This window comes from Labrys sp. KB_33_2 (genome assembly GCF_052114505.1).
GTDB lineage: Bacteria > Pseudomonadota > Alphaproteobacteria > Rhizobiales > Labraceae > Labrys.
This window is the reverse complement of record NZ_JBFREW010000024.1, coordinates 55,152-82,086: the sequence shown is the minus strand read 5'-3', so window position 1 is coordinate 82,086 and position 26,935 is coordinate 55,152. Positions and strand designations below refer to the sequence as shown.

The window sequence follows — 26,935 nt, the reverse complement described above, 5'->3', positions numbered from 1 at the left end:
TTGATACCGGAGTGAAACTCCCCAAATCCGCCGTTTGAAAATTCCCCAGTTTGCGATGCCTCGGTCTTCCCGGGGCATGCCCCGGGAAGACCGACGGCGGCGTTTCGCCGATGCTTCTTTCGATGGTCGAAAGGGGCAGCTCGGTGGTCGGACTTGGGGAGATTGTGATGATCCTTGATTTGCACCGGCAGGGTTTGTCGGTGTCGGCAATTGCCCGGCAGAGCGGCATCGATCGCAAGACGGTGCGCAAATATATCGAACGTGGCTTGGAGGCACCGGTCTACGGTCCACGCAAAACCGTGCCCGGCCGTGATCGACGCCTTCGCCAGCTATCTGCGGGAGCGGGTGAAGGCTTTCCCCGCTCTTACCGGCAGCCGCTTGTACCGGGAGCTGAAGGAGCTCGGCTACAAGGGCGGCTATACCGCGGTCACCGACTTTCTACGCGAAGTGCGCCCGCCGACGGAGCGTGGCTTCAAAGTCCGATCAGTGATCCTACTGTGCGTTCGTTGGGATCTGGCGTACAACCTCGGCCTGCGCGATCTGGACGAAATAATGGCCGAGCGTGGGATCCACGTGGATCACTCCACCATTCATCGCCGGGTTGCCCACATCCACGATCACAACGCCACAGATTCGACGATTTACCACCTATGCCATGGTCCTGGAGGCAGCTGTTTGCAGCCATGGCGTAGCATTGGGCTGGGATTACTACGTTCGAGACTCGATCAAACGCGGCGATCTCCAGCCCCTGCCAATTCCGACGCAGTCGAGCGACTATCAGGAATATCTGGTCGTGAATCCACAATCGACGAATCGGGAAAGTGTTGAGAAGATGATCGAATGGCTACTTGCTCTCGCCAAGCAAACCCGCCTTTCCCTGGATGTAACCATATGACCAGGCGAAGGCTAGCGACAAACGTCATCGTCTTCCAGTGGCCGAAGGTGCGTTATCGCGGGAACGCTCACCGACGAACTCGGCTATTTGCCCTTCAGCCAAGCCGGCGCTCAGCTCCTGTTCCATCTGATCAGCAAGCTCCACGAAAACACCTCGATCATCATCACCACCAATCTAGCCTTCGCCGACCGGCCCCAAGTCTTCGACGATGCCCTATCCCCTGCCATCTGGAAGCCGAAGTCGCCCAGCTTCGCAACCCCGCCTAGCTTCGGCGGGTCCACCCATGCACACAAGGGGGGCTAGCATTCAAAGCGAAAGGGGGGAGGCAGTTCAGCGCGATTTGACATGGTTGCCTCCTATGCGCGTTTGCGCTCGCGATCTTTGGCAAGATGGTACGGCTTTACGAGCACTTCGGCAGGGATGTGCCATTCCCTGTTCAGTTTGTAGACCATTTCGAGGGTTAAGGCGCGTTTGCGAGCAAGTATTTCTGTCACACGAGGCGACGAGCCTATCACGTCAACGAGGGCCTTACGGGGCAGGTTGAAAAGTTTCATGTGGGAGTGGATCGCATCGACAGGGTCGGGCGATGCAATCGGGTAGTGCTTGTCCTCGTAAGCTTCGATCAAAATTGCCAGGACATCGAAGCGATCGCCATCGGGAGAGCCGACTTCCGGCTCATTTTCGAAATATTTGGTGATTTCAGCGATGGCCCAATCGTAATCGGCCTCGGTCTTAATGGGGCGAATGTTTTCCATCACACCTTCTCCGGATCGATCTTATCGTACTCTTTATGTGTCCCGACGAACTTGATCAGAACACGGTGAAACTTATAGGCGACGTGGACGATCAAGCGGTACTTATTGCCACCGATGTCGAAGATGACGCGATTGTCACCTACAAAGTCGACAGTCGTGCCAAATACCGCCTTGATATCGGCAGGACCTGTCCAGTCGGCTTTGCCGACCGCCAAGTACGAGGCGGTTAAAGGTGCCTCAGCCTGATGGTGCTTAGCCCAGAATTCCTTCAACGCTTTCTTGGCGATGATCTGCATGCACCTTTGTATCCCATTCCCAAATTGGGAACAAGAGGAATATTCCCGTATTGGGAACTATGCCTAGCCCATCCATCTTCCGGGAAGGCATCCATTCCCGACTTGATCGGGTCATCCTGCTACGGCCTGCTCGGCTTCGAGAATTGAAGTAATTGGCGGGATCGTCCGCGCCATGGGCACGATTGAGGATTGTCGGACCGAAGGGTACTAGTGACCTCGCCAACAATCTGGTCGACTCGCCTGTGAGTCGTTGCGTTGCAGCACGACGCAGGCCGCGCCGACCGGAAGGGACGGAGGCAGCGTGATCTGCAGGCCCGGCCCGATATAGAGTGCATTGATATGGGCATGGGTGCGCCTGGCCAGTTCCAATGCAGCCTCGAGGCGATGCTGGGGCCGCACGCCTGGGCCGGTTGGAACCAAAATGCAGCATTGCACTGAGCCAAACTCCGCCACGCCCGCAGCAAGAACAACGCACGTTCCCGCGCGAATGCTCATCCTTGATCCGCATCAAGGTCGATCATTGCCTCGTTAGCATGAGGTTCAGGCCTCTACTCGCCCATGCACCGGGAATCTATGCACAGCAGCCATGAACAAACTGACCTACCCCCACGTCCTGGTCAATCGCTCCTTCGACGAGTTGGGGATCGGAGATGCGGCAAGCCTGATACGGATCCTCTGCGACGACGACATCAAGCTCTTCGCCGCGGCATCTGGCGACATCGGCCCAATGCATCCGGCCCCTACACATATGCGGCCCGTTGCTTCTTCGGCCAAGGTCGTGCTTCTCGCCGCCGGAGAGACGGTGAATTCTGTCATACCCGCAACGCTGGATGCGGCAGCACTGAGTGTCATGGCCATACGAGGCCAGATCGCCGGGTCAAACTCGATGGCGCACTTGTCTTTGACAATGCTGTCGATCTCGTTGCCGCCCCCGTGAAGGGTCATCGCCGGTCGCGGGCCGGGCGGATATTTCGGTTGCTCCGGATCTCGAGGCCGGGAACATGCTGGCCAAGCAACTCATTTACCTGAGAGGAGTGGACGCTGCGGGCCTCGTTCTCGGTGCACGAGTGCCCATCATCCGCACCAGCAGATCGGACTCGGTAGGGGCCTGCAATGCTTCGATCGCGTTCGCAAAGCTTGTGGCCAAAGGAAGGTCTTCTCGATGACCGGCATTATCCTCACTTGCAATCCTGGTTCGTCCACGATCAAGCTCGGCCTGTTCGGCTGAACGGCTCGGCATGGGCGTCATCGACCTTCGACGCAAGCCTCTCGACCTCCATATCGTCGTAGGTCCCCGAGCCGCGGACGTCCCCTTGAAAGCCAGGGACAGCGGTGATTTTCACGATGTTGTCGATGAGGCATTCGATGTGCTGGCCGAGCACTTTTCCCTTTCGGGCCTGACAGCCGTCGGTCATCGGGTCGTCCATGGCGGCGATATCTTCGCTGGGCCGACATTTGTCGACGATGTCACATTGAACGCTGTCGAGAGATTGGTGCCTCTGGCGCCTCTACATCAACTCCAAAGTGTACGGCTGATCCGGGCCATCCGGCATCTGCGTCCCAATTTGCCGCAGATGGCTTCCTTCGATACGGCTTTCCATCACACACAGGCCGACATCGTCCGCCGCTTCGCGCTGCCACGCGATCTCTTCGACCAGGGGATCAAGCGCTACGGCTTCCACGGCCTGTCCTATCAATTCATCGCGGGCAGGCTGAGGGAAGTCGCACCGCGCCTGGCCACGGGCCGGGTGGTGGTCGCCCATTTGGGCAGCGGGGCGAGCCTGTGCGCGCTCTCCAATGGCGTCAGCCGCGATACCTCGATGGGGTTTCAACCTTGGACGGCATTCCCATGGCCACGCGCTGCGGCGCCCTGGATCCAGGCGTCCCGCTGCACCTCATGAAACAGCGCGGCTATTCGCTCGATACCCTCGAAGACCTGCTCTATCACGGCTCCGGCCTGCTCGGGATCTCAGGTTCAAGCGCCGATACGCGCGACCTCCTGGCCAGCGATGCGGCCGAGGCAGCCGAAGCCATCGATCTGTTCTGCCAGCGCATCGCCCGGGAAATCACCGCGCTGGCGACTGTGAATCGGCATGGAATAAGGGCTCTGACTCATTTTTGATGAAGTTGAGGCAGCGACTGGCGTTGGTTTCGCAAAGGGAATCAACGCGATGGCTTCAACCTTGCACGCCTCGACGTTTGTACCGCCGGGATTTGTGGTCGACCGGGTCGACAGGGACGATGCGCTCGTCCTCATCACGGTCCATTCGGAGTCTGACAACAGCCCTTGCCCCGCCTGCGGGACGAGATCTAGACGTATCCATAGCCGTTACTCTCGACGGCTGGCTGATCTCCCGCTGTCAGGCAGGCCTGTTAGGCTTTTCGTCATCGCTCGGCGGTTCTGGTGCGACAAGGTTCTATGCAGCAGGCGGATTTTCACCGAGCGCTTCGACAACGATGGGCTCGCTCCCTGGGCAAGGCGAACAGGGCGCCTTGATCTGATTGTCCACCATCTCGGACTTGCGCTGGGCGGCCGACCGGCGGCAGATTTTGCGCGCAGGTTGCAGGTACCGGTGAGCAACGACACCATGTTACGCGTCGTCCGACGCAAGGGCAGCCCACGGATGGTTCCGCCAACCATTATCGGCATCGATGATTGGGCGTGGCGACGCAATCAGCGCTACGGGACGCTGATCTGCGATCTGGAGAGGCGCAAGACCATCGCTCTTTTGCCTGATCGCGAACCCGCGACGGCCCAGGCCTGGCTCGCCGAGCAACCGCAGATCGGTATCGTCGCTCGTGACCGAGGTGGAGGCTATGCCTTGGCCGCCGCCAAGGCCCTGCCGGCAGCGACTCAGGTCGCCGATCGCTGGCACCTGATGGAAAATGCCAGCACCGCCTTTCTGGACGCGGTGCGCAAATCCATGCGTTCGATCCGAACGGCCCTGGGGGCCGCCACGATCGATCCTGATCTGCTCACATCAGCCGAGCGGCTGCAGTATGAGGGATATCTTCGCCGGGAAGACGCCAATTCCGCCATTCTCGCCCTGGCGAAGGAGGGCAGCCCGATTAAGGAGATCGTGCGGCGTACGGGACACAGCCGCGGCCTCGTGCGCAAAATACTTCGAGGACAGCGTTCGGATATCTTCCGGCTGCGGGAAAGCTCATTGGAGCTTTATCTCCCTTGGCTCGACGCCCAATGGGAGGCAGGCCACCGCAATGGTGCCAGGTTGTGGCGCAAGCTCAAGGAACAAGGCTTCAGAGGATGTCTGCGAGTCGTGAGCGAATGGGCCGCACGGCGCCGGCGCGCCGACAAGGTCAATGGCGATATCTTGCGCCGCGCGCCATCGGCGCGGACCATTGCCCGCCTGCTGACTATCGGCCGCGATGGCCTTTCCAAGGCTGAAACCGTGACGGTTGCTGCCATCGAGAGAGGCGTGCCGTTGCTCGTCGAAGCACGAGAAACCATCTGCGCCTTCCAGGCCATGATCCGCAAGAAGGCCTTGGCCGATCTCGAACCCTGGCTTGAGCGGGCCCAATCAAGCCTCGTTGGCTCCTTCGCCAAGGGCGTGCTGAAGGACCGCGAGGCTGTCAGCGCCGCGATCGCTTTGCCGTGGTCCAACGGGCAGACAGAAGGCCAGATCACGAAACTCAAGCTTGTGAAACGGCAGATGTACGGACGCGGCAAGATCGACTTGCTGCAAGCTCGTGTAATCGGAGCCGAATAGGGCCAATCTTCATCAAAAGTGCGTCAGAGCCCCTTTTGCATGCCGATCCGGGGGCCCATTTGGATGCCGATTGACACCCGTGCGGAGATGGGTGAAGGCTTCACAGAAACCGGTTGCAGCATCCACCTCCAACAAGAGGTCGGTGATGCGTGTGGGCGGAATCGCCTTGTATAGATCGAGAACCATATCCTCGGCGCCGGACGGCGCCGCGGCTTCGAGCTTCTCGATATGCAGGACGCCGTTTTCGATGGACCCGCCGGGAATCGTGCCCGTGCGAGCAGCGCGGCCAAGCTCGCGCAACCGGATATCAAGGCGAGCTTGCCGGTCCGCCAGCCATTCCTCCGGCCGCAATGGCACGGCGAGACGGCCGCTTTCCGCCGCAGCTTGTGCCGGCACGAGTGCGTGTTTCAGATCGCCATAGCGCCGGGATTTGGCCAGCCAGACATCTCCGGAGCGGAACGCATCGCGCAGGTGGAACAGCACCGCGATCTCCCAGAGGCGCCTATCGCCGGCCGCCTGGGCACGAAGATGGCGATGCCACTTCGAGCTCGGTCGCAGGAAGGCGGTTTGCGCGGCATCGTTCGAACCGATGCGCAGGGCAGTCACTGCTTCCAGAAGCGGCTGCGCAACAGGGGCGGCCCGGAGATCGAGCAGGCGTAACATGCGGGGAGCGTATCGGCGGAAACGGTGATAGCCGTCGAGCACATGATTGAGCGGATCGTCCGCCATGGTGGCGGTGAGTTTGGTTGCCATTACGACAAGGGTTTTGAAGCCGTCCCAACCCGATCCGCTCGCGATGACGTCGCCCAGCGGCTGGCCATCATCCTGCGCATCGACCAGGGCTCCGCCGATTTCGGCGAAGGATTTCAGGGTGTCGCGCACCGCGTTCGCTTCGTCGGCGATCTTCGCCTGGCAAATCCTTTCCGACGCCCGGTAGAGCCTGCCGACGATCCGGTCGTGGGTTTCGGCCACGGCATCGGCAAGCATCGCCTGCCATTCCGCCGCGCAGACGGCCAGAATCGCAAGCCGCCTGTCCGCTGGGAGATCACGCATGCCGTCAGCATAATACCGCTCGCCCTGCCTGCGCAGTCGTGTCACGCGATGGGCAGGAACACCGGCCAAAAGATCCTCGGGAAGATCGACACGTTGCAGGTATTCCAGCCGGTCGAGCAGCCGGTTGGCTGACGAAGAGTTCGAGCCTGGCTCGAACTGACGCAGCCATACGAAGCGGGTCACCCGATCGTCAGCCGTCTCCTCGAGCAATGCCAGTAACTGTTCCCGGATCGGCATGGACAACCGATCGGCAATCCGCGCCTCGATTTGCCGCTCGGCATCGACCAGAGCCGTGGCGCAGAGGCGCTCGATCGTGGATGTCGCGGGAAGAACCGTGCGGGTGCGACGGCATTCAGCCACAAAGCGACGGGCAATGTCCTCGTTCGACACCGCCAGTTCGGCTTCCCGGAACAGCCAGCCCTTCAGCTCGCGCGCACCACGTCCGGAGAAGGTGCGGAACCCATAGAGCGCCCGCAACTCGGCAAGATGCTCGTGCCGCGTCTCCTCGCGAGAGGCATAGTCGACGAGATCATCGGCGCTAAGGCCGAGTTGCGCTCCGATGAACTCGACCACCTCGGCCGGGATCAGTTCGCCCGGAGCCAGCACCCGGCCGGGATAGCGCAGGACGCACAATTGCAGGGCGAAGCCGAACCTGTTGTGAGCGCGCCGACGTTGCCTGATGTGGCCGAGATCTTCATCGCTCAGCGTATAATCCTTCAGCAAATCCGCCTGCGAGGTCGGCAGGCGCAACAGCGCGTCCTTCTGCCGATCGGTTAGAGTGACGCGACGCGGCATCAATGTTCCTTTTTCAAAATTTGATGACGTTCAAGATGCTTTGTTTATGAAGCTGGTTGAGATACATTTCCAGAGACCGATGCAATCGTGGCCGGCGCGCCGCCTCAAACCAACGTTTAAGAAACATGCTGATCGGATACGCCCGCGTCTCAAAAGCCGATGGCTCGCAGTCCCTCGACCTGCAGTACGACGACCTGCGCGCCGCCGGCGTCGAACAGGACAATGTCTATGAGGATCGCGCTTCCGGCGGCCGCGACGATCGGCCCGGGCTGGCCGCCTGTCTGAGATCCTTGCGCGCCGGCGATGTGTTGGTGGTCTGGAAGCTTGATCGCCTCGGCCGGTCGCTTGCTCATCTGGTCAACACTGTGAAGGATCTGTCGGATCGCAATATCGGATTGCGTGTCCTGACCGGAAAGGGTGCTCAGATCGACACTACGACCGCCTCCGGCCGCATGGTGTTCGGTATTTTCGCCACCCTGGCCGAGTTCGAACGAGATCTAATTCGTGAGCGGACCATGGCTGGCCTCGCCGCTGCCAGGGCACGTGGGCGAAAGGGTGGGCGAAAATTCGCACTTACTAAAGCGCAGGTGCGTCTCGCGCAGGCCGCGATGTCGCAACGCGACACTTCCGTTTCCGATCTGTGCAACGAACTTGGGATCGAGCGCGTCACCCTTTATCGCTACGTCGGCCCAAATGGCGAACTCAGGGACTATGGGAAACGCGTCCTCGGCCTCCCGCAAACACCCCCTTCAACAGAGCAAGCAGTGCTCTCTCATCGATGAATGGAAGCAGCGATGTTCAATTTATTCAGGCGCAAGAAGGATCCGTCGTCACCTCCGGATACACCGGTGCCGCAGGACCCGAAGGAATGGCAGCGCCGCTGGCATCAGATCCTGGATAGTTACAAGGATCACCCAGAAGAAGGTCCCGATGACGAGGGCGTTCCGGACCCGCTCCCGGACATGGATCTCGACAATCGCTTGCAGTTCAATTTCTGGTGCACGCGCTGGAAGAGTGGCCCAGGAGCGCGCAGGCGCGCGTTTTCCATCCTACCCCGTGGCGATCAGATGCTCGCCCGCATCGAAGAGTATCTGTCGACGAAGCGAAAGCCCATCGATGCCCACTATGCCACCATGATTTTGCGCAAGGGCCTCGATCTCACCAGAGAGCTCGGGATAGAGGCGCCGGACCCGTTCGGTCGTGTACGCGTGATAGAGAACCCGACGATCTCTCCCCAGGACGCCTTTGCGCGGGCGGATTCGCCCTTTGTCCATTTGCGGAGTGCGCTCGGTGATCTGGCGGCAAAGGAAAATGGCCAGGCCGGCAGCGACGCGTATTATTTCCTGTCCGAGCCCCTGTACCGCCTCGCTTCCACCTACGACATTGCCGAGTGGGTAACATGGCCGCTCTGTAGTTCCTCCGATGTCGATAACGACCCGACTACTGCTGCTTATCTGCTGTGGAAGGGAGGCTGGTCCGCCGGCTGGGATGAAGAAGGGCTTTTTCTGTATGACCGAAGGAAGGAATTCGGGCTGATCAAGGATCTGGATCGAGGCAGCACAACGAACTTGAATGAAGACTACGACTACATCTTGAAAAAATTCGGACCGCCCTCCGATCCAGCGCGCCTTTCAGAAGGCTAGGTCGCTTATGCAAAAGCGCATCTTCCGGCGGTTTTCTCGGAATTCTTGGGCTTGCACGGTTATGGATCTTATTTCCAGAATGGATTTCAGTTCGTCGATCCTCAGCTTTTCAAGCCGCTTGCGGCGCTGATTTTCAAGGACGATGCAGACCTTCACCCCGATGACTGCCACATCGTTTCATACTCTGCTTTTGGAAAACTGCACGCCTGGTCCGAGCGCCATTGGCTGGTGACAATTGACCTCCTCCAGTATCAGGTCTGGTGCCGCCAGCTTTTTGCGACAGAATTCAAATTGCCCTCACACCTTGTCGGCCACGCTGAGCCAAATCCGGAAAGAGTCGCCTCCGGATTGCTGCCGAACGAGGAAAATGATCGCGAACTTTGGGACACGAACCAGAAGCCTATGTTCATGCGCTGTGTCGAAGAACATGGCGCCCTTCAGCGTGACGAATGTTTGGGTTTCGCGCCCTCGCTGGGTCTCGTCGGCTTCGACAGCCAATATCGCGCCGTTGAACATGTGAAGCGCTACTCGGCCCTGGAGCATTTTGCAATGATCGCTCAGATGCAACCGTTCCGGCTCACCCGAATGGGCCAGGGCGGCTACGAGTATCTACGTGAGATCGGCTAGACGCTGCGGCCCGGAAGGATTTGTATGCCGGAGGTCTTGACCTATGAAAATGACCCGATGGCAGTCCCGGCTTTCAGGATTCTCGCCATCATCGACGGCGATCTCGCGGACAAGCGAAGCCAGTCACGCTATGCCGCGATCTATCGTCAGTTCGAGGCCGCCTATGGCGAAGCTGCGAACGTAACCTCGTATCACTTTGACAAGCATGAGGGCGTCATCAAATGGATGAAGCCCGACCTTCTGGAGGAAGGACGCAGGTTCTTCGAACGGACGACAGCCAAATATAGCGATGGCCTGCGCCGGTACGGCTTGTTGCCGGCCGAGTTCGACAATCCCGCGCTGCCCTATTTTGGCATTGAAAACCAGAAATCGGCAACCGCTCTGGAGATCGCGCTGCCGATCGATGCGGATGCCAACAAAGCGTTCGCCGACAAGATGCTGTCAGAGCTCGAAGGCACGCCGCTCATCTGCGGCGTGATGGGGTTTGGTTTTTTTCTGCCGCCCTACAAGAGCAGCCTGGCGTTCATGCTCGGCCAAGCCTCGCAGCGCTATAGAGCGGCGCTTGAGATCCGCGCGAACATGGTCATTGAGGGCATTCGGCGCGAAGGTTCCTTCCATCGCTGGAAGGCCGATGAAGCGCCCGGGATCGCCGATATCGGCTGGCGAACCCTGATCGGCAACGCGTTTCTGCCCCGGTTGTCCGGCTCCTGCGATGCACTGGCAAGCACTGAAGGCGTGACGATCGTCAAATGTCCCAGTTTCGTTGTGATCCAAGCAAGAGCGGAGCCGATCTGGGGTGACATCAATGCCCGGGAGGACCTGACCGCCTATCAAGCCGTAGCGGCCTTTCTCAAACCGATCCGCTTTCCCGCCAGTTGCGGACACGGTTTCATGTTCGGCGGCGATCATCCCAATCGGGTCGATGCCTATCTGGAGCGATTCGACGATGTTTGAGATGACGAGCTGTTGCCGCCTATTCGGTCTCGCGGAGCGTGCAACGGCCAGGATCCCGGTCGGCGAGGAAGGCCGAATTGCCGAGCTGCGCCGAAAGCAACAATCATCAGTGCCGCATGAATGCTGTGACGGTGCCGACCGAGCCCAGGCAAGGATGACAAGCCATGTTCGATACGAAATGGAAAGTGCTCATACTATCTGGCATTCTCTATCAAGGGTTACTGACCTGGAGCATGCTCCGTTTTGTGGATACGGCAGCGTATTTTTCTCGGAGCGGATGTGATGATTGCGCAGGCCAATTGTTCGGATTCATTTTGAGCAATCAATCAGCCTACGATGCGGCAACTATTCTCTTATTCGCAGTTGGATTCCTTATCTTATTGAATACAGCGATCTGGATCGTTTCGGCGATCAAGCGCAATCGCGGCAAGGTCGGATCAGGGTCATAGGCGTTTGCAATGACCGATGCGAAAAAGAGACCCTGGGGGCAATGGCGAGTCTGCGATGGTATCGTTGAAAAAGGCAAAAGTGACGAACCTGATATCGACTGGCTGGCGGTCCATCGCAAGCCGGAAAGCGAGATCACAACCTTACTGAAGGGGAATTTATGAAGGGCGGCACAACAGAGACATACTTAAGCTTAGCGTAGAATTCCGCCCCCTCCCGCAAACGACCCCAAGCGACTGCGCCTCATGTTCTGGTCCTCTCAATGGGCCAGAACGAACTTCAATCTGGATTAGACAGGAGGGGCAACGTCACCTGTGCCCCTGCCCCTCGTGCTTATCCGCCGGGCTGCGTTGGCCGCCCTTGGTCGCGACATCACGCTGCTCGTTCTCATCCGTCATCACTACTTCCCGAAACTCGCGGCTAAATTCGTTTTGCCATTCAGAGTGGTGGCGCTTTGGCGACGTCGGACCGCAGCGGGCCACGCAAGGTTATACCCGCTGCAGGATTGCTGCCTCTGCGCAATCTTCGAAACGCCGCTACCGGGGTCAACTGCGAACAATTGGGATCTCTTACAAGGCATTGAAGGACCAAGAAAGTATAATAATTAGCCGGATAACTTAATAACGTCCTTTGTTGATGCTTCCCAAACTCCCCGCCCCTCCCCTGCCCGGTTAATGCAGCCATGAAGTATGGGTCGGTCGCCAGTCAACGGTTCGCGTCGCGCCCGTTGACGACCTTCACCATAGGCCGGTCAGAGCGCAGATGTGCCTTTAACGTCGTTGTCCGCTGAATGGTGGTCGCACCATCAACCGTTGAGGGCAGCAATGGGCAATCCCCTGCCCTGCTCTGCACTATCCCTGAATGCGATTGAGAGTCAGCCCAACCGCGCCGTTGATTCTAGGTGCGCGCGGTGCCGAATTTCGACAATTCACTAAAGTAGCGTCGGCGGCTGAGACGTTTTCAGTGCAAATCTGCAAGGGACTGTCATGCGACCAGGGCCCGCGATGTACGACAACTCATTGAAAGGACGCCGCAATCTCACTTGGATGGTCGGGTGGTCGCCCCATCGTTAAGATCTCATTAACCAAATATAGTTTGACCGGTTGTGGGAATCGGGCAACTGTCTCGCGACGTTTTTTCTTCGATTATCATAATTTTTCCGTCGAGAGCGAAATGGCCGGAGCGGTGGCATATCAATTCGAAAGCGAGCCTTCGATCGCCAAGATCACGCGGCACTCGCAGCTGCTGACGGCGCAATTGCAGGCACTTCGCTCGCAACTCTATCCGCCCGAGGCCAAAAAGTCGCTGAAGACCTTTACATCACGCGAGGCGGCAGCGTTGGTAGGCATTGCCGAATCGACACTCAGGCAGATGTCGTTAGACGGCGAGAGTGCTGCCCCCGAGCTCCACGGCAAAGATAATCGCCGGCGTGCCTATACCCTGACCCAAATCAATGAAATCCGCCAGCACCTCGCCGCAAAGCGGCCCAAGGAAGCCCTGAGCTTCCTGCCGCGCCGGCGCGGCGAAGAAAAGCTGCAGATCATTGCAGTCGCCAACTTCAAGGGAGGATCGGCCAAGACGACGACGACGATCCACCTGGCACATTTTCTCGCGCTCGAAGGCTTGCGTGTCCTTGCGATCGATCTCGATCCGCAAGCTTCACTCTCGACCATGTTCGGTTTCCAGCCGGAACTCGATTTCGGCGACAATCAGACGGTCTATGGTGCCATCCGCTACGATGCCGGCCAGCGCGTGCCGCTGAAGGACGTCATCCGCAAGACCTATTTCGACGGTATCGACCTCGTTCCGGGCAATCTGGAGCTCATGGAATATGAGCATGAAACGCCGCAGGCGATCGCCCGTGGCGATGGTCGCGGCGAGGCGATGTTCTTTCGCCGCCTTCAATCCGTGATCGCCAGCGTCGAGGCCGACTATGACGTAGTGCTCATCGATGCTCCGCCGCAACTGGGTTATCTGACGCTGGGAGCGCTCTATGCGGCAACCGCGATGCTCGTCACAGTGCACCCGGCAATGCTGGATGTTTCAAGCATGAGCCAGTTCCTCAAGATGACCAGCGACATCCTGCGGGTGATCGAGGACAATGGTGGCGTGCTCAAGCACGACTTCGTGCGTTACGTTCTGACCAGGCACAATCCCCACGACGTGCCGCAGGTGAACATCGTCGCCCTGCTGCGATCCTTGTTCGGAACAGATGTACTGGCACCGGTCGTGGTCGAGACCACAGCTATCGCCAACGCCGGCCTGGAAAAAAAGAGCCTTTATGAGATGGCCAGGGGATCGATCGGCCGCGATACGCTTTCCCGTGCCCTTGAATCGGTGGACGCGGTCAACCGGGAGATCCTCAACCACATCAAACAAGTGTGGGGCCACCGATGACGAACGCCAAGGACCGCTCCAACCACATCAAGCGCTTGTTTGGCACCGTGGACCGGGCCGAACTTGAAAAGCACCTGCCCTCCCCTGCCCTCGACAAACCTCGCCCGGACTCGGCTGGAATGTCGGGCGCGGTGAAGTCGATGCAGCACTCCTTTTCAGCGGTGGAAGTTGAAAACGAACGCTTGCGCTCGCAGCTCCAGTCGGCTGAAGCGGTGGTCGAACTCGACCCGGTAACAGTTGTGCCCTCCTTCGTGCGCGATCGTTTGGACATGGAGGGAGATCCGCAGTTTCCGCTTTTTGTCGAGAGCATTCGAAGCGAGGGACAAAGACTGCCGATCCTTGTCCGTCCGGTTGCGGACAAAGCCGGCGGCTATCAGGTTGCCTACGGCCATCGTCGCCTGCGCGCGTGCCAGATCCTGGGAATTCCTGTTCGGGCGATCGTGCTGCCGCTCACCGACGAGCAGCTCGTTCTTGCCCAGGGCATCGAGAACACGGAGCGGGCAAACCTGTCCTTCATCGAGCAAGCGCTATTTGCCATTGAGCTCAAGAAACGGGGCTTTAGCCGGGAAACCATCGCGAAGGCGCTGGGCCGTGGCGAAGCAAAGGGGCTGGCTTATATCTCCATCCTGACGACGACGGCGGGCGCCCTGCCCGATGAGCTCATCCGCAAGATCGGTCCTGCTCCCTCGGTGGGCCGCCCCAAATGGGAGAAACTCGGATCGTTCTTCAAAAACCAGAAGCTGCCCGTCGACATCAGCTCGGCCGTCAACGGACTGGTCGCGTCCGATCACTGGCGGGCCGTGAGCAGCGACGACAGATTTGCTGGCGTTCTTCAGTTGCTCAGCCGGAGGGTGCCCGCCGATAGAGGTGAAAGCGAACAGATCGACCTTGGCGAAGGACTTTCGATCTTTGCCAGACGCACAGCCAAGGCCGTGCAGATTTCCATTCCGCATGCGCCGGTTCCGGGACTGTCGACTTGGCTTCTCGAACGGCTGCCCCAGCTTGTGGACGAGTTCAAGCGCTCCGAACGAGGAACGAGATCATGACGTGACGCTCAAAAGGAAAAGGGCTCACCGACGCCAATCAGCAAGCCCTTTCATACTGGCCAACAGAACGGTGCAGTTCCGTAAGCATCAGTGGTGACAAACTGATTCTATGACGGGGCGCTTGCACAATCAAGCCCTGCTTTCCAGTCGGGGTGCGATAGTGCGTGCCGATTTGCTGGCTTATCCCCTACTCAAGCGGTGGAGCCGCGGCTGAAGGGCCGTGGAACGGTCAGTTATGCCCCAAGCGACGCAAATCGCCTCGTTTCGACGTATCACGCCTGCAATTTTGGCAAGCGCACGCCTCGCCATGGCGAATGATGTTCCCGAAGTTTCGAAGGCGGAAGTTGCCGTCATTCTCAAGAAGGCTGCGCCCGTTCTTGGGATCGACGGATCAACTTATCATATCATGGATATCTTGATCGGTCTTTCGCGGGCGGATGATTGGAAGGGCGCAAACCGTCCAATCGTCGCAATTTCGAACGCGAAGCTGGCCCAGTACACAGCGCGCTCGCAGCGCCAGGTAACCCGGTGCATTCGGCGCCTGGTGGAAGCCGGCATCGTGGCCTATCGCGACAGTCCAACGGGGCGGCGCTTTATCTATCGCGATAAGGATGGCGAGATCGACAAGGGATACGGCCTCGATTTTACGCCGGCGCGCGTGCGGATCGAGGAATTAAAAGCCTTGGCCGGGGCTTTTCAGCTGCGATTGAGCAACGAACAAGCGGCACGTCGGACAAAAATGCGGCTTTCCCGCGCCGTTGTGGATGCTTGTGAAGCCTATCCTGACTTTGCGGGCCCGTGGCGCGAGGAACTGGATGCGATCGTGACGCAGGGCCTGCCCGTTGAGGTTGAGGCGCAGGCGTTTGAAGACCTCCACCTTAAAATCGTTAACCAGGCCACCCACCTCGAGGCCGTGTCTGATTTGTCAGCCGAGGGTGACACCAGCGACAGTCCTAATATTAATACAACCCCTCCAGACTCTATTGAAAGTAATAGCAACTGGCCTCGCTCTACCGAGCGAGAACATCATCCTGAAGATCACGGCCGCCATGCGGCCGCCTTTCCAACCGAAAAAAAGTCGGCGCGGGCCTTGCCGACACCGCCACGGCAAAATGCTGCCATCGCCACCCGCAGTGCCGACGAAATTCAATCACTCGTCCTGTCCTCGATATCGGTGGGATTGCTGCGATCGGCTTGCCCCCAAGCCTGCGAGATCGCTGGTCGCCCGCTCAAAAGCTGGCCGGACCTTGCCGGCTGCACGGAAATCATGCGCAGGCTGATTGGTTTGTCGGAAGTGGCCTGGCGCGAGGGCATAAGTCGGGTCGGGCGCTATGGCGCGGCCGCAATCCTCATTACCGTGCTGGAAAAGTCAGTCCGCAACCCCGATCAGATATCGAGCCCCGGCGGCTACTTCCGGGCCATGATCGATAGAGCCATGGATGGTCGACTTCATCTGGAAAAGACCTTGTTTGGCTTGGCTGACAGCGCTTTGAAACGTGAACAGGAGCAGGGAGGATGAATGTGATCGTAGGGGTTACAGCTGTAACTGTTCCGGTGGCCGGCGGCTTCCATCGCTCCGGCATGTCCAGGGACTGGCTCACAAACGCGAAGAAAAACACCGTCGTTTCAATAAAGTGGCGCGACGAGGTTACAGCTGTAACGTGTCGGCGCGACCAGCCATTGCCTCGGACCTGGCATGAAGGAAGCGCCAGATGACGGGATTCGATCGCGAACTGCTCAAGGCAAAAGTGCTGTGCTCCGTTCTGCTTGAAACTCGCGGCTGGAAGATCGATCTTCGCGAGAGTACGTCCAAGGCCGCCAAATACCGCAGGAGCGAGGGGGAGATCATCATCGTCATCCATCAGGGACGAGGCTGGTTTGACCCGTTGTCGGATGCCAAGGGTGATGTCTTCTCCCTGGCGCGGCATCTTGGAGCCGCGGACTTTGCCGCGGCCATCCAGTGTGTAAGCGAACTCGTCGGTTTCGTCCCTCGCGCGCCGCTCTGGCAGCGCCGATCGCGGCACGCCAGCCCCGTTGATGTCTGCTCACGCTGGTCGGTCCGGCGACTACCGGTGCCCGGCTCCCCGGCGTGGACCTATCTGACGGAGGTGCGAGCCATCCCTGATCAAATCGTCGATATGGCCGTCAGCACCGGAAAGTTGCGAGAAGGAACAAGAGGAACCATCTGGGCCGCGCACACCGATCCTTCGGGTGACCTGGTTGGATGGGAGGAGAGAGGACCACAGTGGCGCGGTTTTGCTACCCAAGGCGCCAAAGCCCTCTTCCTGCTTGGACAGGAGAACTCGCGAAGGGTGTGTATCACCGAAGCTGCCATCGACGCCATGAGTCTTGCTGCGTTGGAGAATTATCGGACGGACAGCGTTTATGCCAGTACCGGCGGAGGATGGGCGCCGGCGACCGAGCAGTATGTTAGGGCCCTGGCATCACGGCGCGGCGCTCAAATCGTCGCTGGATGCGATGCAAATGACCAGGGCGATATCTACGCTGCTCGCCTTCGCGATATTGCGCTCGCACAGGGGGCTGGCTTTGTCAGGCTTTGGCCGGGAGCCGTGGACTGGAATGATGAGATCGTACAACAACGCGAGGCGGGCAGGCGACCTGAAGCCGGCTTGCGGGCGAGCGCGTAACTTGACGGCCGACACCGGACGATGAATCGAAATGAAATCCCGCCTTGTGCCTCGGGAGGCGCAAAGGAGTTTTCGTGGCCAACAAGGCTGGCCGCCAGAGTCTTGCCTCACGCTGGATGGAGCCTGGCTCTCGAAAGGGTGAAAGAGCAGGGGAGGCGCTCATTCAGCCAGCCCCGTTTGCTGGCAAAATAGCCGGCTAGTGAAGTGTCCAACCCGGTAAAAATGGAAATGGGCGACAAGCGTTTCTATGAGAGTGCGGGCAGCTTGGCACTCGCGTACCTTGCGATCGACTGAGCGAGCTTTCCAGCCGCGCAGGCAGGAGGCACGGCCCGCCATTCAGATCTTCTTGAAAGCGCTGGTTGAACGAGTTCCTCCCTCAGCCAATCGCTTGAAGGTATCCCGGAAAGAGCGTCACAGGCCGGCGGCTTTGGTGAGATTGACGCGAAACCGATCGCGACGGCGCTGATATCGACGCGTCATTTCAGCTGTAACGTGGCCGAGTTGCTTTTGGACATGGCGCTCATCGACCTCGGCTGACGAAGCAAGGCCGGCGCGCAGCGAATGACCGGAAAATTTCTTTTCCCGCTCGTCCTCGGACAGGTCGCCACGCACACCGGCGGCGAGCGCTACGCGTTTGACCAGCCGCGCGACCTGTTGGTCGTTCAGCCTCTCGGCGCCGACCGCCTTGCCGTGCCCTGTTACCCGTCGGAACAGGGGGCCGTGGCCGATCCGCGCCAACTTCAGCCAGGTCTGCAGGGCGACCACCGGGCAGGTGGCGTCCGATGACCCGCGACCGATTTCGACCTCGCGCCAGCCGGTCTTGCCGCGCAGCGTCACCAGCATGCCGCTGTCCAGGATCTCGATCCAGCCGCGGCCGTCTTCCGTTTGCTTGCGCCCGACATCGAGACCGACGATTTCGGAACGACGCAATCCGCCAGCGAAGCCGACGAGCAGCATGGCGCGGTCGCGCAAGCCGCGTAAGGTGCCGCGATCGAGTACCTCGAGCATGGCGATGACGTCTTCTGGCAGCACGGCTTCCTTTTGCACCGGCGGTCGCCCGTGGGTGTTGCGGATGCCGGCCAGCACGGTGGCGATATGTCGGTCTTTTCGGTCGAGCTGCTGGCCACGCTGGGCATAATTCCAAGACAGCGAGGAAAGCCGGCGTTCGATCGTTGAGACGGAATTTGGCCGGCGATCTGCCGTCAATGCGCCCGAAGCACAGGCGGTGATGTAGAGCCCAACAATCTGGGGCGAGGGGGGCAAGACCTCCAAACCCTGGCGCCGGCACCAGCTGGAAAAGTGCCGCCAGTCCGAAGCGTAGGCCTTGCGGGTGTTCGCTGAACTCGCGGCATTGGCATAGCCGCGAGCTTGCTCGGCGACCGCGCCCAGATGAGCGGGCAGGGCCAGGGGGGATTCCTCGGTGGGCAGGAGTGCCGCGGCGTCTGGCCCCGTCGCTATAGCGGTGCTGACGACGACAGGACGGGCGGAGGGCGAGGGCGCTTGTTGGCCGGCGGGATGCCCGGGCGATTGAGAATTGCCGGCCGTCATGTCTTGACCTTCCACGGATTGATTACCGACGCCCCGGTGCCGTCGAAGTCAGCCACGTTGCGGATGACGAGAATGAGGTCGTGCACCATCGCGGCGGCCGCGATCAGTCCGTTAATGTCGCCTCGCGACCGGGTCGGGGCGATCCGACCCCTCCCGATGCAGATTGGACCGGTTACCCGTGGGATACGGCCGGCGCGCGCGGGGCGGGGCTTGCGTAGCCCCTCGACGAGATGGTTCGCCCTCCGGGGATCGGATTTCTGCCTCAGCGCGATGCCGCGCATGATCTCGCCACGCGTCATCGTGCTGAGATGGCCGCTGGTGGAGTTAACCGGGCGTAGCCAGGATATAGCTGGCGCTGAGCCGCACCCGGCCTCGGAGAAGATATTGGTGTCGAGGAGATACATCAGAGTGCGGCGTCGCTGCCTGGCGACTAGCCCGGCCAGCTCCTCATCCCAGGCGGGGCCGGCGAGCAGATCGTCCACCAGGCTCGGACGGCCGGCACACAGCGCATCGTAGTCGGCAGTCGACAACGCGACGACCGTACGCTCACCGCGCAAGGTGACGATCTGCGGCCCTTCGGACTGGGCCTTCTGGGCGATCCGGGAAAACTGGCTCTCGGCGTCCTGTAGCTGCCATTCCATAATTGCGGCACTCCTAGCCAGACTGTCTGGCTATATGAGGACAGAGTTCGATTGGGCAGGGCGCTCTTGCGGCCTTCAAGGAGAGGCTTGTGTGCGCCGCGCTGTGCGATTCCAGCGTTGTCATCATTATAAGGAGAATAACGAACGATAATGCAACATTATCGCTCGTTTTATTTTATCGACGGGCGCGGCGCTTTTGTGACTTAAGACTGGCCAAAAGCGCCGCTCGGGTTTACCGTCCAGCGGTCATGCCAGCACCGGAAAATACCCTATCATCGCTTGCGCGTGTGCGTCCCGTGCCCGGTTGGGCCAGGGTTAAGGGAGCGTTGGCGACGGAGGCAGATTCGTTCTTCCATGCCGGCGCGAGCCTGGCCGCGCTCGATGCGTTCTTGCGCACCGAGCCCGTGTTTGCGGGGGTGTGGCGGCAGCGCCTGGCGATTACGGCCGCTGCGGCGACCGTGCGCCTGGTGGGTCGACGCGAGGATGTGGGCGCCCTGCGCGATGGTTGGTGCTTTCGCGCCTCGGATTCGGATCCAGGACCTTCCGGCCACATCCTCAAGGTCTGGCGCCAGCTGGCTCAGAGCAGGAGCCGCTGGTCGGGCGAGGATATTTTGAAGGCCGCCGCAGCGTTCGGCATAGACCTCAGGGGCGGGGAGGGTGAACTTGCCACTCGGCTGGAGGTCGGCGCCGATGGTGACATGTCCGTCTTGAGGACGGTGATTGAACTTACCGATTCGGTGGTCGCACAGTCTGCGCAGGCCGAGCTTTTGGCGCTGATGCTTGCCGACCGGATGCTCGCTTCGATAATGGGCTGGCCGGTTCCGGTGCCGCTGCTGATGACTCAGATCGGTCATGCGATCTTGCGCGTCGGGGAGCCGCGCCGCCGCCCGCGGCCGGGGGAGGGCGGCTGGCCTCGCACTCTTGCCACTATCTATGCGCTTGCGGCAACCGCCGCCCTGGATCTGGCCTGCGATCTGGAGCGACGCGCGCATGTGCTGCGGGCCGCCGTGCCGAAGTTGCGCGCCAAACAGGCCGGGGCCGTCATCATGGCGTTATTGGATGACGACGCGCTCACGCCGAGCATGGTGCTGGGGGCGATGAGCGATCGGGCTCAGCGTCGCCTGTTCGATCGCCTGGTGGATCTTGGTGCCGTGCGCGAGCTCAGCGGGCGCGCCACGTTTCGGCTTTATGGGTTGTAGCCGTGTCCGGGCTCAAATCTCCCCCGCCCGGTCTTGATCGCGAGCTGGCCGATATGCCGCCGGCGTTGCGCTGGCGACAATGGATGGGACGGGTGGAGGCGGTGATCTTTGCTGCATCCAAACCGGTGAGCCGCGAAGATCTTGCCAAGATCGTGGGGGAAGGCGCCAATCTCGATCTTCTTATCGACGATATTCGAGCCGAACTGGCCGATCGGCCCTATGATCTGGTTGCAGTGGCGGGGGGCTGGCAGCATCGTACCCGAACCGCTTTTGCCGGCGCCATTCACGCCGCCGGGTTGATCGATCCGCCGCAATCGGAGTTGACGTCCCTGGAAGCAACTGTTTTGCTGGCTATCGGATATTTTCAACCGGTGACCCGCGCCGACCTTGGCAAGATGCTTGGACGCGAGATCAGCCGCGATCTCATTGGCGCCTTGCGCGCCGACGGTTTCGTGGGGGCAGGGCCGCGCAGTCCGCAGCCCGGCGCGCCCTATACATATGTGACGACGCCAGGCTTCCTCGCCCACTTCGGATTCCAGACTTTGCGCGACTTGCCGGATATCGAGATGCTCGAGGACGCGGGACTGCTAAGTAAGGAAAGGCTGTTGGCCGAAGCCTTGGAAGACGTTCCCGGCAGGACGACGTCGGAGGAGGACGAGGCGGGGGATGACGAAGGCGCTGTCTTCTGACGGTGCCGAAGCCTCGCATCTCCCTTTGCGAGACCCAGAGCGAGTGATGCAACGGTTTCGCTCGTCAGGCACATTGCAGCCCTTCGTGGGCATCTGTTCGGTGGCACGAAGTCTGTTCATCCCGCCTCATTCAAAGCAGTCAGCCATGGCCGTCCATTTATGTCGCCCCAGGACGATCGCCCCTTGGAAGGTCGCGACCGCGATGGCGGTCCGGACACGTGAGCCGAACGAGGCTCGCGATGCCGGATTCATGCTTGCAAACCCGGGCTCCATTGCTTTTTTGTTCCTGCTCGTCGTTACGCAACCTGCGTCCGCGCCCGCTCCGCTGTGGATTCGGTCTCTGCCTGATCGGTTGCGATATCGTCCTCACAGGTTTCGGGACCCATCCACACCGCATAGGCCGTGCAGAGGCCGAGGAAGATAGAATAAGCGCCCCGGCCAAGACGAGCCTGAAGCGATGCAGCAGTCACGTGGTGACAATCCACGTCGCGTTATCAATATGGCCCGTGGCCGAGCGGGGCTCATGCCACTGCGACAGTGGTCGTGAATGTATAGCCTACCCCGTAAACCACCTTGATCGGCGCGGGCACCTTCAAATGCTGCTCCACCTTGCGACGCAGCCGGCTGACGACGGCGTCAAGGTGGCGATTGTCGAAGCTGGACCGGGGACGCATCAAGATCTCGACGAGATCCTCGCGTTGGCACACTTCGCCGCTTCGTTTGCACAGCACGCTCATGAAGGCGAACTCGGTGGCCGTGAGCTTGAGCGCATGCTGATTTGGCGCGATCAGGTGCCAACCCTTACTGTCCAGAATCCAGCGGTCGTCAGTGCCCAGCCCGGGGCTGGGTGCGCCGCCGGCCCGGCGCAGCAGGCTGCGGATTGCCGCCTCGACCTCGCGCAACGTGCTGTCCTTGACGAGATAGATATCGGCGCCGCTGTCGAAGCCTCGAATGCGATCGTCGCTGTCGCCGAGCGCGGTCAGCATGACGATGCCGCAGGAGTGAGTCTGGCGAATCTCGGTGGCCAGCTCGAAGCCATTGCCGTCCGGCAGCCCGACATCGAGGACGACGACGGCGGGGGCATCGCCGTTGGCCAGGGCTTTGCGCATTTCATCCGCTGTCGCGGCGCCCGTGGTGGTGAAGCCGCTCAGTTTGAGGAAATCGGCCAGATCCTTGCGCAACCGGGGTTCGTCCTCGACGATCAGGATGTGCGTCATACCATTGCTTCCTCCGGCACGGCCTTGTTGGATTGTGTACGAGACAGGGGTACGCGCGCGATGGCAGTCGTGCCGCCATGGTCGTTGTTGTCCAGTTGCAGCGTGCCGCCATGATAGGCCAGGAGCCGCCGGGCCGAATATAGGCCAAGGCCGGTCCCGGTGATCGCCTTCGCATTGGAGGCCCGAAAGAAGCGGCGCCCGATCTTGTCGAGTTCGGCGTGGGGGATGCCGATGCCGCGATCGCGCACCTCGATTATCATCGCTGCGCCTTGTTGCCTGGTCACGATGTGGATCGGCGCGTCGCCCGGCGAGTATTTGAGGGCGTTGTCGATGAGATTGATCAGAACCGTCGCCAGCATGTCCGGATCGGCGCAAATGGACATGGCCTGGTCCTGGAGGGGGAAGTGCAGGCGGTCACCGCGCGCCGTCATCTCGAAATGCAGACGCACATCCCCCATCAGGGAGCCAATCTCCATATATTCGGGCTGAAAGCTGTTCTCCCGGTCTTCCACCATGAAGCGGTTGATCACGGAAAACAGGCGATTGAGTGCCTCCCGGATCCCGGAGAGCCGCTCCTGGGTCGCTGGCTGAGATGGGTTGCCGGTGAGGCCGATCATATCGATGGCGTTGCGAATGATGGCGAGCGGCGTGCGGAACTCATGACTGACCATGCGCGTGAAATCCGCCTGCTCCTCACGCAAGGTGCGCTCTGCGTCCACCCGAGCCGACGCCGAGCAGCGCCGAGACCAGCCCCGCGCCATACATCAGCACGAGACCGAGGGGGACACGGCTGACATGATAGGTCACCTCCGTGCCAAAGGGGTGATCGGGAAAGCTCGAATGCAGCCGCAACTGCGTTCCCCAACTGCGTTCAGGGGGGATGGCGATGGGTGGTGCTTCGCGGCGCCGGGCGAGCATCTGCTGCGCGGACACTATCAGGATCAAGGCAAACAGCCCATACAGGAACGCGGTGGGAATGATCCCGATCAGCAGAACGCCGGTCAGCGCCCCCAGCGTTGTCGCGGTTTCCAGGACGAGCGCAAGGCGTACATTGGTCAGGCGCGCTTTCAGGAAGGGCGCGGCGCCCCCGCAGGAGCAGGCGATGACGGAGACCAGGCTCGCGCCGATCGCGATATGGATATCGATGCCGAAGAACAACGTCAGGATCGCCACGATGAAAATCCCGCTCGCCATGCCGAGCACGCCGCCGAGCGCGCTGGATCCAAACGACACCACGAACAGCCAAAAAATCGTCTCTACCGACAAGACGCCTCCAATCAACCGCGCGGGCGGCGCGACAGGCGCGTCGAAAAACGAATGAGATCACCGCGGTAGTAGAGCCTCTCGTAGTCGACCGGCCTGTTACGTTCGACATAACAGGTGCGTTCAATGAGGAAGATAGGACTGCCGATTGCGACATCGAGCGCGGCCGCCACGGGCGCATCGGCGATCGTGGCTTCAAGCTGATAGCGGGCTTCCAGGAGCAACAGGCCATATTTGCCTTCGAGCAGGTCGAAGATCGGTTCTGCCTCCAGATCGTTGGCAACGACCTTCTCGCCGATCTCCAGGGGGAGATAGGTTTCGTCGAACGACATCGGCACGCCGTCTCCCAGCCGCACGCGCTCGATCCGCCAGACCTGGGTGCCCTGCGGCAGGTCCAGATTGGCAGCCACATCCTTGGAGGCCGGGACAACTGCCTTTGAAATCAAGCGCGCCGTCGGATGGCGGCCGAGCAGCACCATGTCCTCGGCGAATCCGCGCAACTCGGTCAGTTCCTGCGTGACCTTGGGTTCGCAAACGAAGGTTCCCCTGCCACGCCGGATCTCGACCAGGCCACGGCTGACGAGGTTCTCGATGGTCTTGCGGACCGTCGTCCGGCTGGCGCCGAACCTATCGGCCAGCCGGTCCTCCGGCGGCAATTGGCCCCCGCGGGCCAACTCGCCCGAGGCGATCTCTCCGGCGATGACGGCTTCGATCTGGGCGTAGCGAGGACCTACGTCAGGAGTAATCGACATAGAGACATCATGACGTCCCTATGTCGACGTGTCAACCCATGGAGTACCAGTGCCCAATGTTGCCGTTTGAGGCTGAGAGAGTGAGAGACGGGCTGGGATGTTCGTGACGGGTTGGGCTCGAGAGAAAGGCTCTCGGCGCCCGTCGCGGAGTAAACATCATGGCGGCTGCCACCCAGAAGATCACCCTGTCGTCTTCGCGCGACATTCCCTTCAACAAGCTGGTACTGAGCCAGGCCAATGTCCGGCGCGTCAAAGCCGGCGTCTCGATCGAAGAATTGGCCGAATCCATTGCCAGGCGCGGCCTCATCCAGAGCCTGCATGTGCGTCCGGTCGTCGATGCGGAAGGCGGGGAGACCGGCTTGTATGAGGTGCCAGCTGGCGGCCGTCGCTATCGGGCGCTGGAACTGCTTGCCAAGCAGAAGCGCTTCGGCAAGAGCGCCCTGGTGCCCTGTGTCGTCTCCTCCGCCAATAGCGACGTCATGATCGATGAGGTTTCGCTCGCCGAGAATATCGAGCGCGCTCCCCTACATCCACTGGATCAATTCCGGGCATTTCACGCCATGCGCGAGAAGGGCATGAGCGAGGAGGAGATCGCGGGTGCCTTCTTTATCTCCGTCAACATCGTCAAGCAGCGCCTCAAGCTTTGCACCGTGTCGCCCGCCCTGCTCGACGTCTACGCCGATGACGGCATGACAATCGCGCAACTCGAAGCGTTTTCGGTCACCGACGATCATGACCGCCAGGAGCAGATCTGGGAGCAGCTCAAGAACGCTTGGTCGAAGGAACCCTACCAGATCCGCCGCATGCTGACGGACGATGCTGTGCGAGCATCGGACAAGCGCGCTGTCTTTGTCGGCATCGAGGCCTATCAAGCGGCTGGCGGGTCTATGCTGCGCGATCTCTTCCAGTCCGACGGTGGCGGCTGGTTGCAGGACGTCGCTCTTCTCGACCGCCTTGTTGCCGAGAAGCTGCGGACACGCGCCGAGGAGATCGCCGAGGAGGGTTGGAAATGGATCGATATCGCTGCGACCTTTGCCTATGGAGCGTCCCATGGCATGCGCGAGCTTGAGGGTATGCCCGTCGATATGAGCGAGGATGAACGCGCAACGCTCGAGGCCCTGCGTGCCGAATTCGACAGGCTTCAGGCCGACCATGAGGATAGCGATGAGCTGCCGGATGATGTCGATCAGCGCTTGGGTGAAATCGAGACGGCGCTTGAGGCACTCCAAGCTCGTCCCATGCGTTTCGACCCCGCTGAAATCGCGCGAGCCGGTGTCTTTGTCAGCATCGGCGGCGATGGCTCCCTCCTGGTCGAACGCGGCTTCGTCAAACCGGATGATGAGGCGCCGACGGCGTTGGAAGAAGACACCGGCGGCGTTGCTGCCGGATGTGACGGCAATGTCGATGTGGCGCGGATTCGGCGCGCCGTGATCACCATCGATGGCGAGCCTCCGGAGGCCGAGGAGGATGAAAATGACGGTCTCAAGCCATTGCCGGACCGCCTCATCATGGAGCTCACTGCCAATCGCACCCTGGCATTGCGCGACAAGCTGGCAACCCAGCCTGCCATCGCCTTCCTCGCCGTCCTGCACAAATTCTGTCAGGACATCTTCTTCGCCGGTCGCCAATATGGCTTCGCCATGGAGGTCACGGTTCGCGGCACGACGTTCCAGGCCCAGCCCGAAGGTCTTCGCGACTGCGACTACGCCAAGGCCATCGAGGCTCGCCACGATGCCTGGCAAAAGCGTCTCCCCGAGAAGGTCGATGATCTATGGGATACGCTCGCCGCGCTCACCGGTGCCGAGCAGGCCGATTTGTTCGCGCATTGCGCGTCGTTCGGCGTCAACGCGCTCTACGACCGCGCCGACCGCCACGGCGGGGGCCGCATCTCGAGCCATGGCATCGAGCAGCGCCTGGCCGAGGCCGATCGCCTGTCCAAGGTGGTCGGGCTGGATATGACGCAAGCCGGCTGGCGACCTACCGTTGCCAACTATTTGGGCCGCGTCACCAAGGCGCGCATCCTCGAAGCGGTTCGCGAGGGCGAGGGGGAGCGTGCCGCCGAGCTCATCGGTCACCTGAAGAAGGGCGATATGGCCAAGGAAGCCGAACGCCTCCTGGCCGACAGCGGCTGGCTGCCCGAACCGCTGCGGCTCACCGATCTCGATATCGAGGAAGGCGCACCGGATGCGGATGGCGAGTATGAAGCCATCCCGGCATTCCTCGCCGACGATGACGAAGACGCCCTGACCGAAGACGGAGAGGGGCAGCCTCGGGTTGCCGCAGAATAGTTCTGCGCTTTTTGTGACTCGACATGCCCGGTGTCCGCGAGGATGCCGGGCATT

The 26,935-nt window shown here is 60.6% G+C and carries 22 protein-coding genes and 9 pseudogenes; 21 read left to right on the top strand and 10 right to left on the bottom strand.

The genetic code is table 11. The features are described from left to right. Positions 1–122 precede the first annotated feature (122 nt). The 4 genes and pseudogenes from AB4037_RS31230 to AB4037_RS31215 form a co-directional block, all read left to right on the top strand. Positions 123–477: pseudogene (locus AB4037_RS31230) on the top strand (helix-turn-helix domain-containing protein); the annotation flags it as partial. 9 nt (positions 478–486) lie between these two features. After that, positions 487–603: pseudogene (locus tag AB4037_RS31225) on the top strand (IS6 family transposase); the annotation flags it as partial. A 52-nt stretch (positions 604–655) separates the two neighbouring features. Next, the gene (locus AB4037_RS31220; RefSeq protein ID WP_441774177.1) at positions 656–895 is read left to right on the top strand and encodes a hypothetical protein; all 240 of its coding nucleotides are present in this window, start codon (positions 656–658) and stop codon (positions 893–895) included. 72 nt (positions 896–967) lie between these two features. Next, positions 968–1,108 (top strand): annotated as a pseudogene (locus AB4037_RS31215) (ATP-binding protein); the annotation flags it as partial. A gap of 143 nt (positions 1,109–1,251) precedes the next feature. On the opposite strand, the gene AB4037_RS31210 reads toward AB4037_RS31215, so the two are convergent. Beyond that, on the bottom strand, positions 1,252–1,650 hold the full coding sequence (locus AB4037_RS31210; RefSeq protein ID WP_441774176.1) for a helix-turn-helix domain-containing protein: 399 nt from the start codon (positions 1,648–1,650) through the stop codon (positions 1,252–1,254). Next, a complete protein-coding gene (locus tag AB4037_RS31205) occupies positions 1,650–1,946 on the bottom strand; it encodes a type II toxin-antitoxin system HigB family toxin (protein ID WP_441774175.1) in 297 nt (98 codons plus the stop codon). Before AB4037_RS31205 ends, AB4037_RS31210 begins: the two co-directional genes overlap by 1 nt. Positions 1,947–2,718: 772 nt before the next feature. Here AB4037_RS31205 and AB4037_RS31200 point away from each other — a divergent pair. The 3 genes and pseudogenes from AB4037_RS31200 to AB4037_RS31190 form a co-directional block, all read left to right on the top strand. After that, positions 2,719–3,112 (top strand): annotated as a pseudogene (locus AB4037_RS31200) (phosphate acyltransferase); the annotation flags it as partial. Beyond that, positions 3,109–4,026, top strand: a pseudogene (locus AB4037_RS31195) (acetate/propionate family kinase); the annotation flags it as partial. The pseudogenes AB4037_RS31200 and AB4037_RS31195, both read left to right, overlap by 4 nt. A gap of 91 nt (positions 4,027–4,117) precedes the next feature. Then, the gene (locus AB4037_RS31190; protein WP_441774174.1) at positions 4,118–5,674 is read left to right on the top strand and encodes an ISL3 family transposase; all 1,557 of its coding nucleotides are present in this window, start codon (positions 4,118–4,120) and stop codon (positions 5,672–5,674) included. 72 nt (positions 5,675–5,746) lie between these two features. Here AB4037_RS31190 and AB4037_RS31185 read toward each other — a convergent pair. Beyond that, positions 5,747–7,522, bottom strand: a pseudogene (locus AB4037_RS31185) (DUF4158 domain-containing protein); the annotation flags it as partial. 125 nt (positions 7,523–7,647) lie between these two features. On the opposite strand from AB4037_RS31185, the gene AB4037_RS31180 reads away from it, so the two are divergent. The 11 genes and pseudogenes from AB4037_RS31180 (at position 7,648) to AB4037_RS31130 (ending at position 17,284) form a co-directional block, all read left to right on the top strand. Then, entirely contained in the window at positions 7,648–8,304 is a 657-nt protein-coding gene (locus tag AB4037_RS31180) for a recombinase family protein (RefSeq protein WP_441774173.1), read from the top strand. A gap of 12 nt (positions 8,305–8,316) precedes the next feature. Next, on the top strand, positions 8,317–9,165 hold the full coding sequence (locus AB4037_RS31175; protein ID WP_441774172.1) for a hypothetical protein: 849 nt from the start codon (positions 8,317–8,319) through the stop codon (positions 9,163–9,165). Between the two features lie 24 nt (positions 9,166–9,189). Then, positions 9,190–9,384, top strand: a pseudogene (locus AB4037_RS31170) (GAD-like domain-containing protein); the annotation flags it as partial. 9 nt (positions 9,385–9,393) lie between these two features. After that, positions 9,394–9,792, top strand: a complete 399-nt coding sequence (locus AB4037_RS31165) for a T6SS immunity protein Tdi1 domain-containing protein (protein WP_441774191.1) — start codon at positions 9,394–9,396, stop codon at positions 9,790–9,792. Positions 9,793–9,816: 24 nt separating this feature from the next. After that, positions 9,817–10,746 (top strand): hypothetical protein, encoded by a 930-nt coding sequence (locus tag AB4037_RS31160; protein WP_441774171.1) that lies wholly within the window; start codon positions 9,817–9,819, stop codon positions 10,744–10,746. Between the two features lie 164 nt (positions 10,747–10,910). Continuing rightward, positions 10,911–11,195 carry a hypothetical protein gene (locus AB4037_RS31155; protein ID WP_441774170.1) on the top strand — a complete coding sequence of 95 codons (285 nt, stop codon included), beginning with the start codon at positions 10,911–10,913 and terminating at the stop codon, positions 11,193–11,195. A gap of 9 nt (positions 11,196–11,204) precedes the next feature. Further along, on the top strand, positions 11,205–11,357 hold the full coding sequence (locus AB4037_RS31150; RefSeq protein ID WP_441774169.1) for a hypothetical protein: 153 nt from the start codon (positions 11,205–11,207) through the stop codon (positions 11,355–11,357). Positions 11,358–12,366: 1,009 nt separating this feature from the next. Continuing rightward, positions 12,367–13,590, top strand: a complete 1,224-nt coding sequence (gene repA, locus AB4037_RS31145; protein WP_441774168.1) for a plasmid partitioning protein RepA — start codon at positions 12,367–12,369, stop codon at positions 13,588–13,590. After that, positions 13,575–14,636 carry a plasmid partitioning protein RepB gene (repB, locus tag AB4037_RS31140; RefSeq protein WP_441774167.1) on the top strand — a complete coding sequence of 354 codons (1,062 nt, stop codon included), beginning with the start codon at positions 13,575–13,577 and terminating at the stop codon, positions 14,634–14,636. Before repA ends, repB begins: the two co-directional genes overlap by 16 nt. Before the next feature lie 235 nt (positions 14,637–14,871). Next, the gene (gene repC, locus AB4037_RS31135) at positions 14,872–16,155 is read left to right on the top strand and encodes a plasmid replication protein RepC (RefSeq protein WP_441774166.1); all 1,284 of its coding nucleotides are present in this window, start codon (positions 14,872–14,874) and stop codon (positions 16,153–16,155) included. Positions 16,156–16,348: 193 nt separating this feature from the next. Beyond that, complete coding sequence (locus AB4037_RS31130) at positions 16,349–17,284, top strand: DUF3991 domain-containing protein (protein WP_441774165.1); 936 nt, start codon at positions 16,349–16,351, stop codon at positions 17,282–17,284. 411 nt (positions 17,285–17,695) lie between these two features. On the opposite strand, the gene AB4037_RS31125 is transcribed toward AB4037_RS31130, so the two are convergent. The 3 genes and pseudogenes from AB4037_RS31125 to AB4037_RS31115 all read right to left on the bottom strand — a co-directional run. Beyond that, the gene (locus AB4037_RS31125) at positions 17,696–18,832 is read right to left on the bottom strand and encodes a site-specific integrase (protein WP_441774164.1); all 1,137 of its coding nucleotides are present in this window, start codon (positions 18,830–18,832) and stop codon (positions 17,696–17,698) included. Continuing rightward, positions 18,829–19,236, bottom strand: a complete 408-nt coding sequence (locus tag AB4037_RS31120; protein WP_441774190.1) for a type II toxin-antitoxin system VapC family toxin — start codon at positions 19,234–19,236, stop codon at positions 18,829–18,831. Before AB4037_RS31120 ends, AB4037_RS31125 begins: the two co-directional genes overlap by 4 nt. A 9-nt stretch (positions 19,237–19,245) precedes the next feature. Continuing rightward, a pseudogene (locus tag AB4037_RS31115) lies at positions 19,246–19,473 on the bottom strand (type II toxin-antitoxin system prevent-host-death family antitoxin); the annotation flags it as partial. A gap of 326 nt (positions 19,474–19,799) precedes the next feature. Here AB4037_RS31115 and AB4037_RS31110 point away from each other — a divergent pair. After that, positions 19,800–20,672 (top strand): DUF1403 family protein, encoded by an 873-nt coding sequence (locus tag AB4037_RS31110; protein WP_441774163.1) that lies wholly within the window; start codon positions 19,800–19,802, stop codon positions 20,670–20,672. 53 nt (positions 20,673–20,725) lie between these two features. After that, on the top strand, positions 20,726–21,361 hold the full coding sequence (gene scpB / locus AB4037_RS31105) for an SMC-Scp complex subunit ScpB (RefSeq protein ID WP_441774189.1): 636 nt from the start codon (positions 20,726–20,728) through the stop codon (positions 21,359–21,361). 521 nt (positions 21,362–21,882) lie between these two features. On the opposite strand, the gene AB4037_RS31100 is transcribed toward scpB, so the two are convergent. The 4 genes and pseudogenes from AB4037_RS31100 to AB4037_RS31085 all read right to left on the bottom strand — a co-directional run bounded on the left by AB4037_RS31100 (position 21,883) and on the right by AB4037_RS31085 (position 24,593). After that, positions 21,883–22,578, bottom strand: a complete 696-nt coding sequence (locus tag AB4037_RS31100; RefSeq protein ID WP_441774162.1) for a response regulator transcription factor — start codon at positions 22,576–22,578, stop codon at positions 21,883–21,885. Next, positions 22,575–23,339, bottom strand: a complete 765-nt coding sequence (locus tag AB4037_RS31095) for a sensor histidine kinase (RefSeq protein WP_441774161.1) — start codon at positions 23,337–23,339, stop codon at positions 22,575–22,577. Before AB4037_RS31095 ends, AB4037_RS31100 begins: the two co-directional genes overlap by 4 nt. Beyond that, a pseudogene (locus AB4037_RS31090) lies at positions 23,296–23,856 on the bottom strand (sulfite exporter TauE/SafE family protein); the annotation flags it as partial. The pseudogene AB4037_RS31090 and the gene AB4037_RS31095, both read right to left, overlap by 44 nt. Beyond that, complete coding sequence (locus AB4037_RS31085) at positions 23,856–24,593, bottom strand: GntR family transcriptional regulator (protein ID WP_441774160.1); 738 nt, start codon at positions 24,591–24,593, stop codon at positions 23,856–23,858. The gene AB4037_RS31085 and the pseudogene AB4037_RS31090, both read right to left, overlap by 1 nt. Positions 24,594–24,751: 158 nt before the next feature. On the opposite strand from AB4037_RS31085, the gene AB4037_RS31080 reads away from it, so the two are divergent. Continuing rightward, complete coding sequence (locus AB4037_RS31080; protein ID WP_441774159.1) at positions 24,752–26,881, top strand: ParB/RepB/Spo0J family partition protein; 2,130 nt, start codon at positions 24,752–24,754, stop codon at positions 26,879–26,881. The last annotated feature ends 54 nt before the right edge of the window (positions 26,882–26,935 follow it).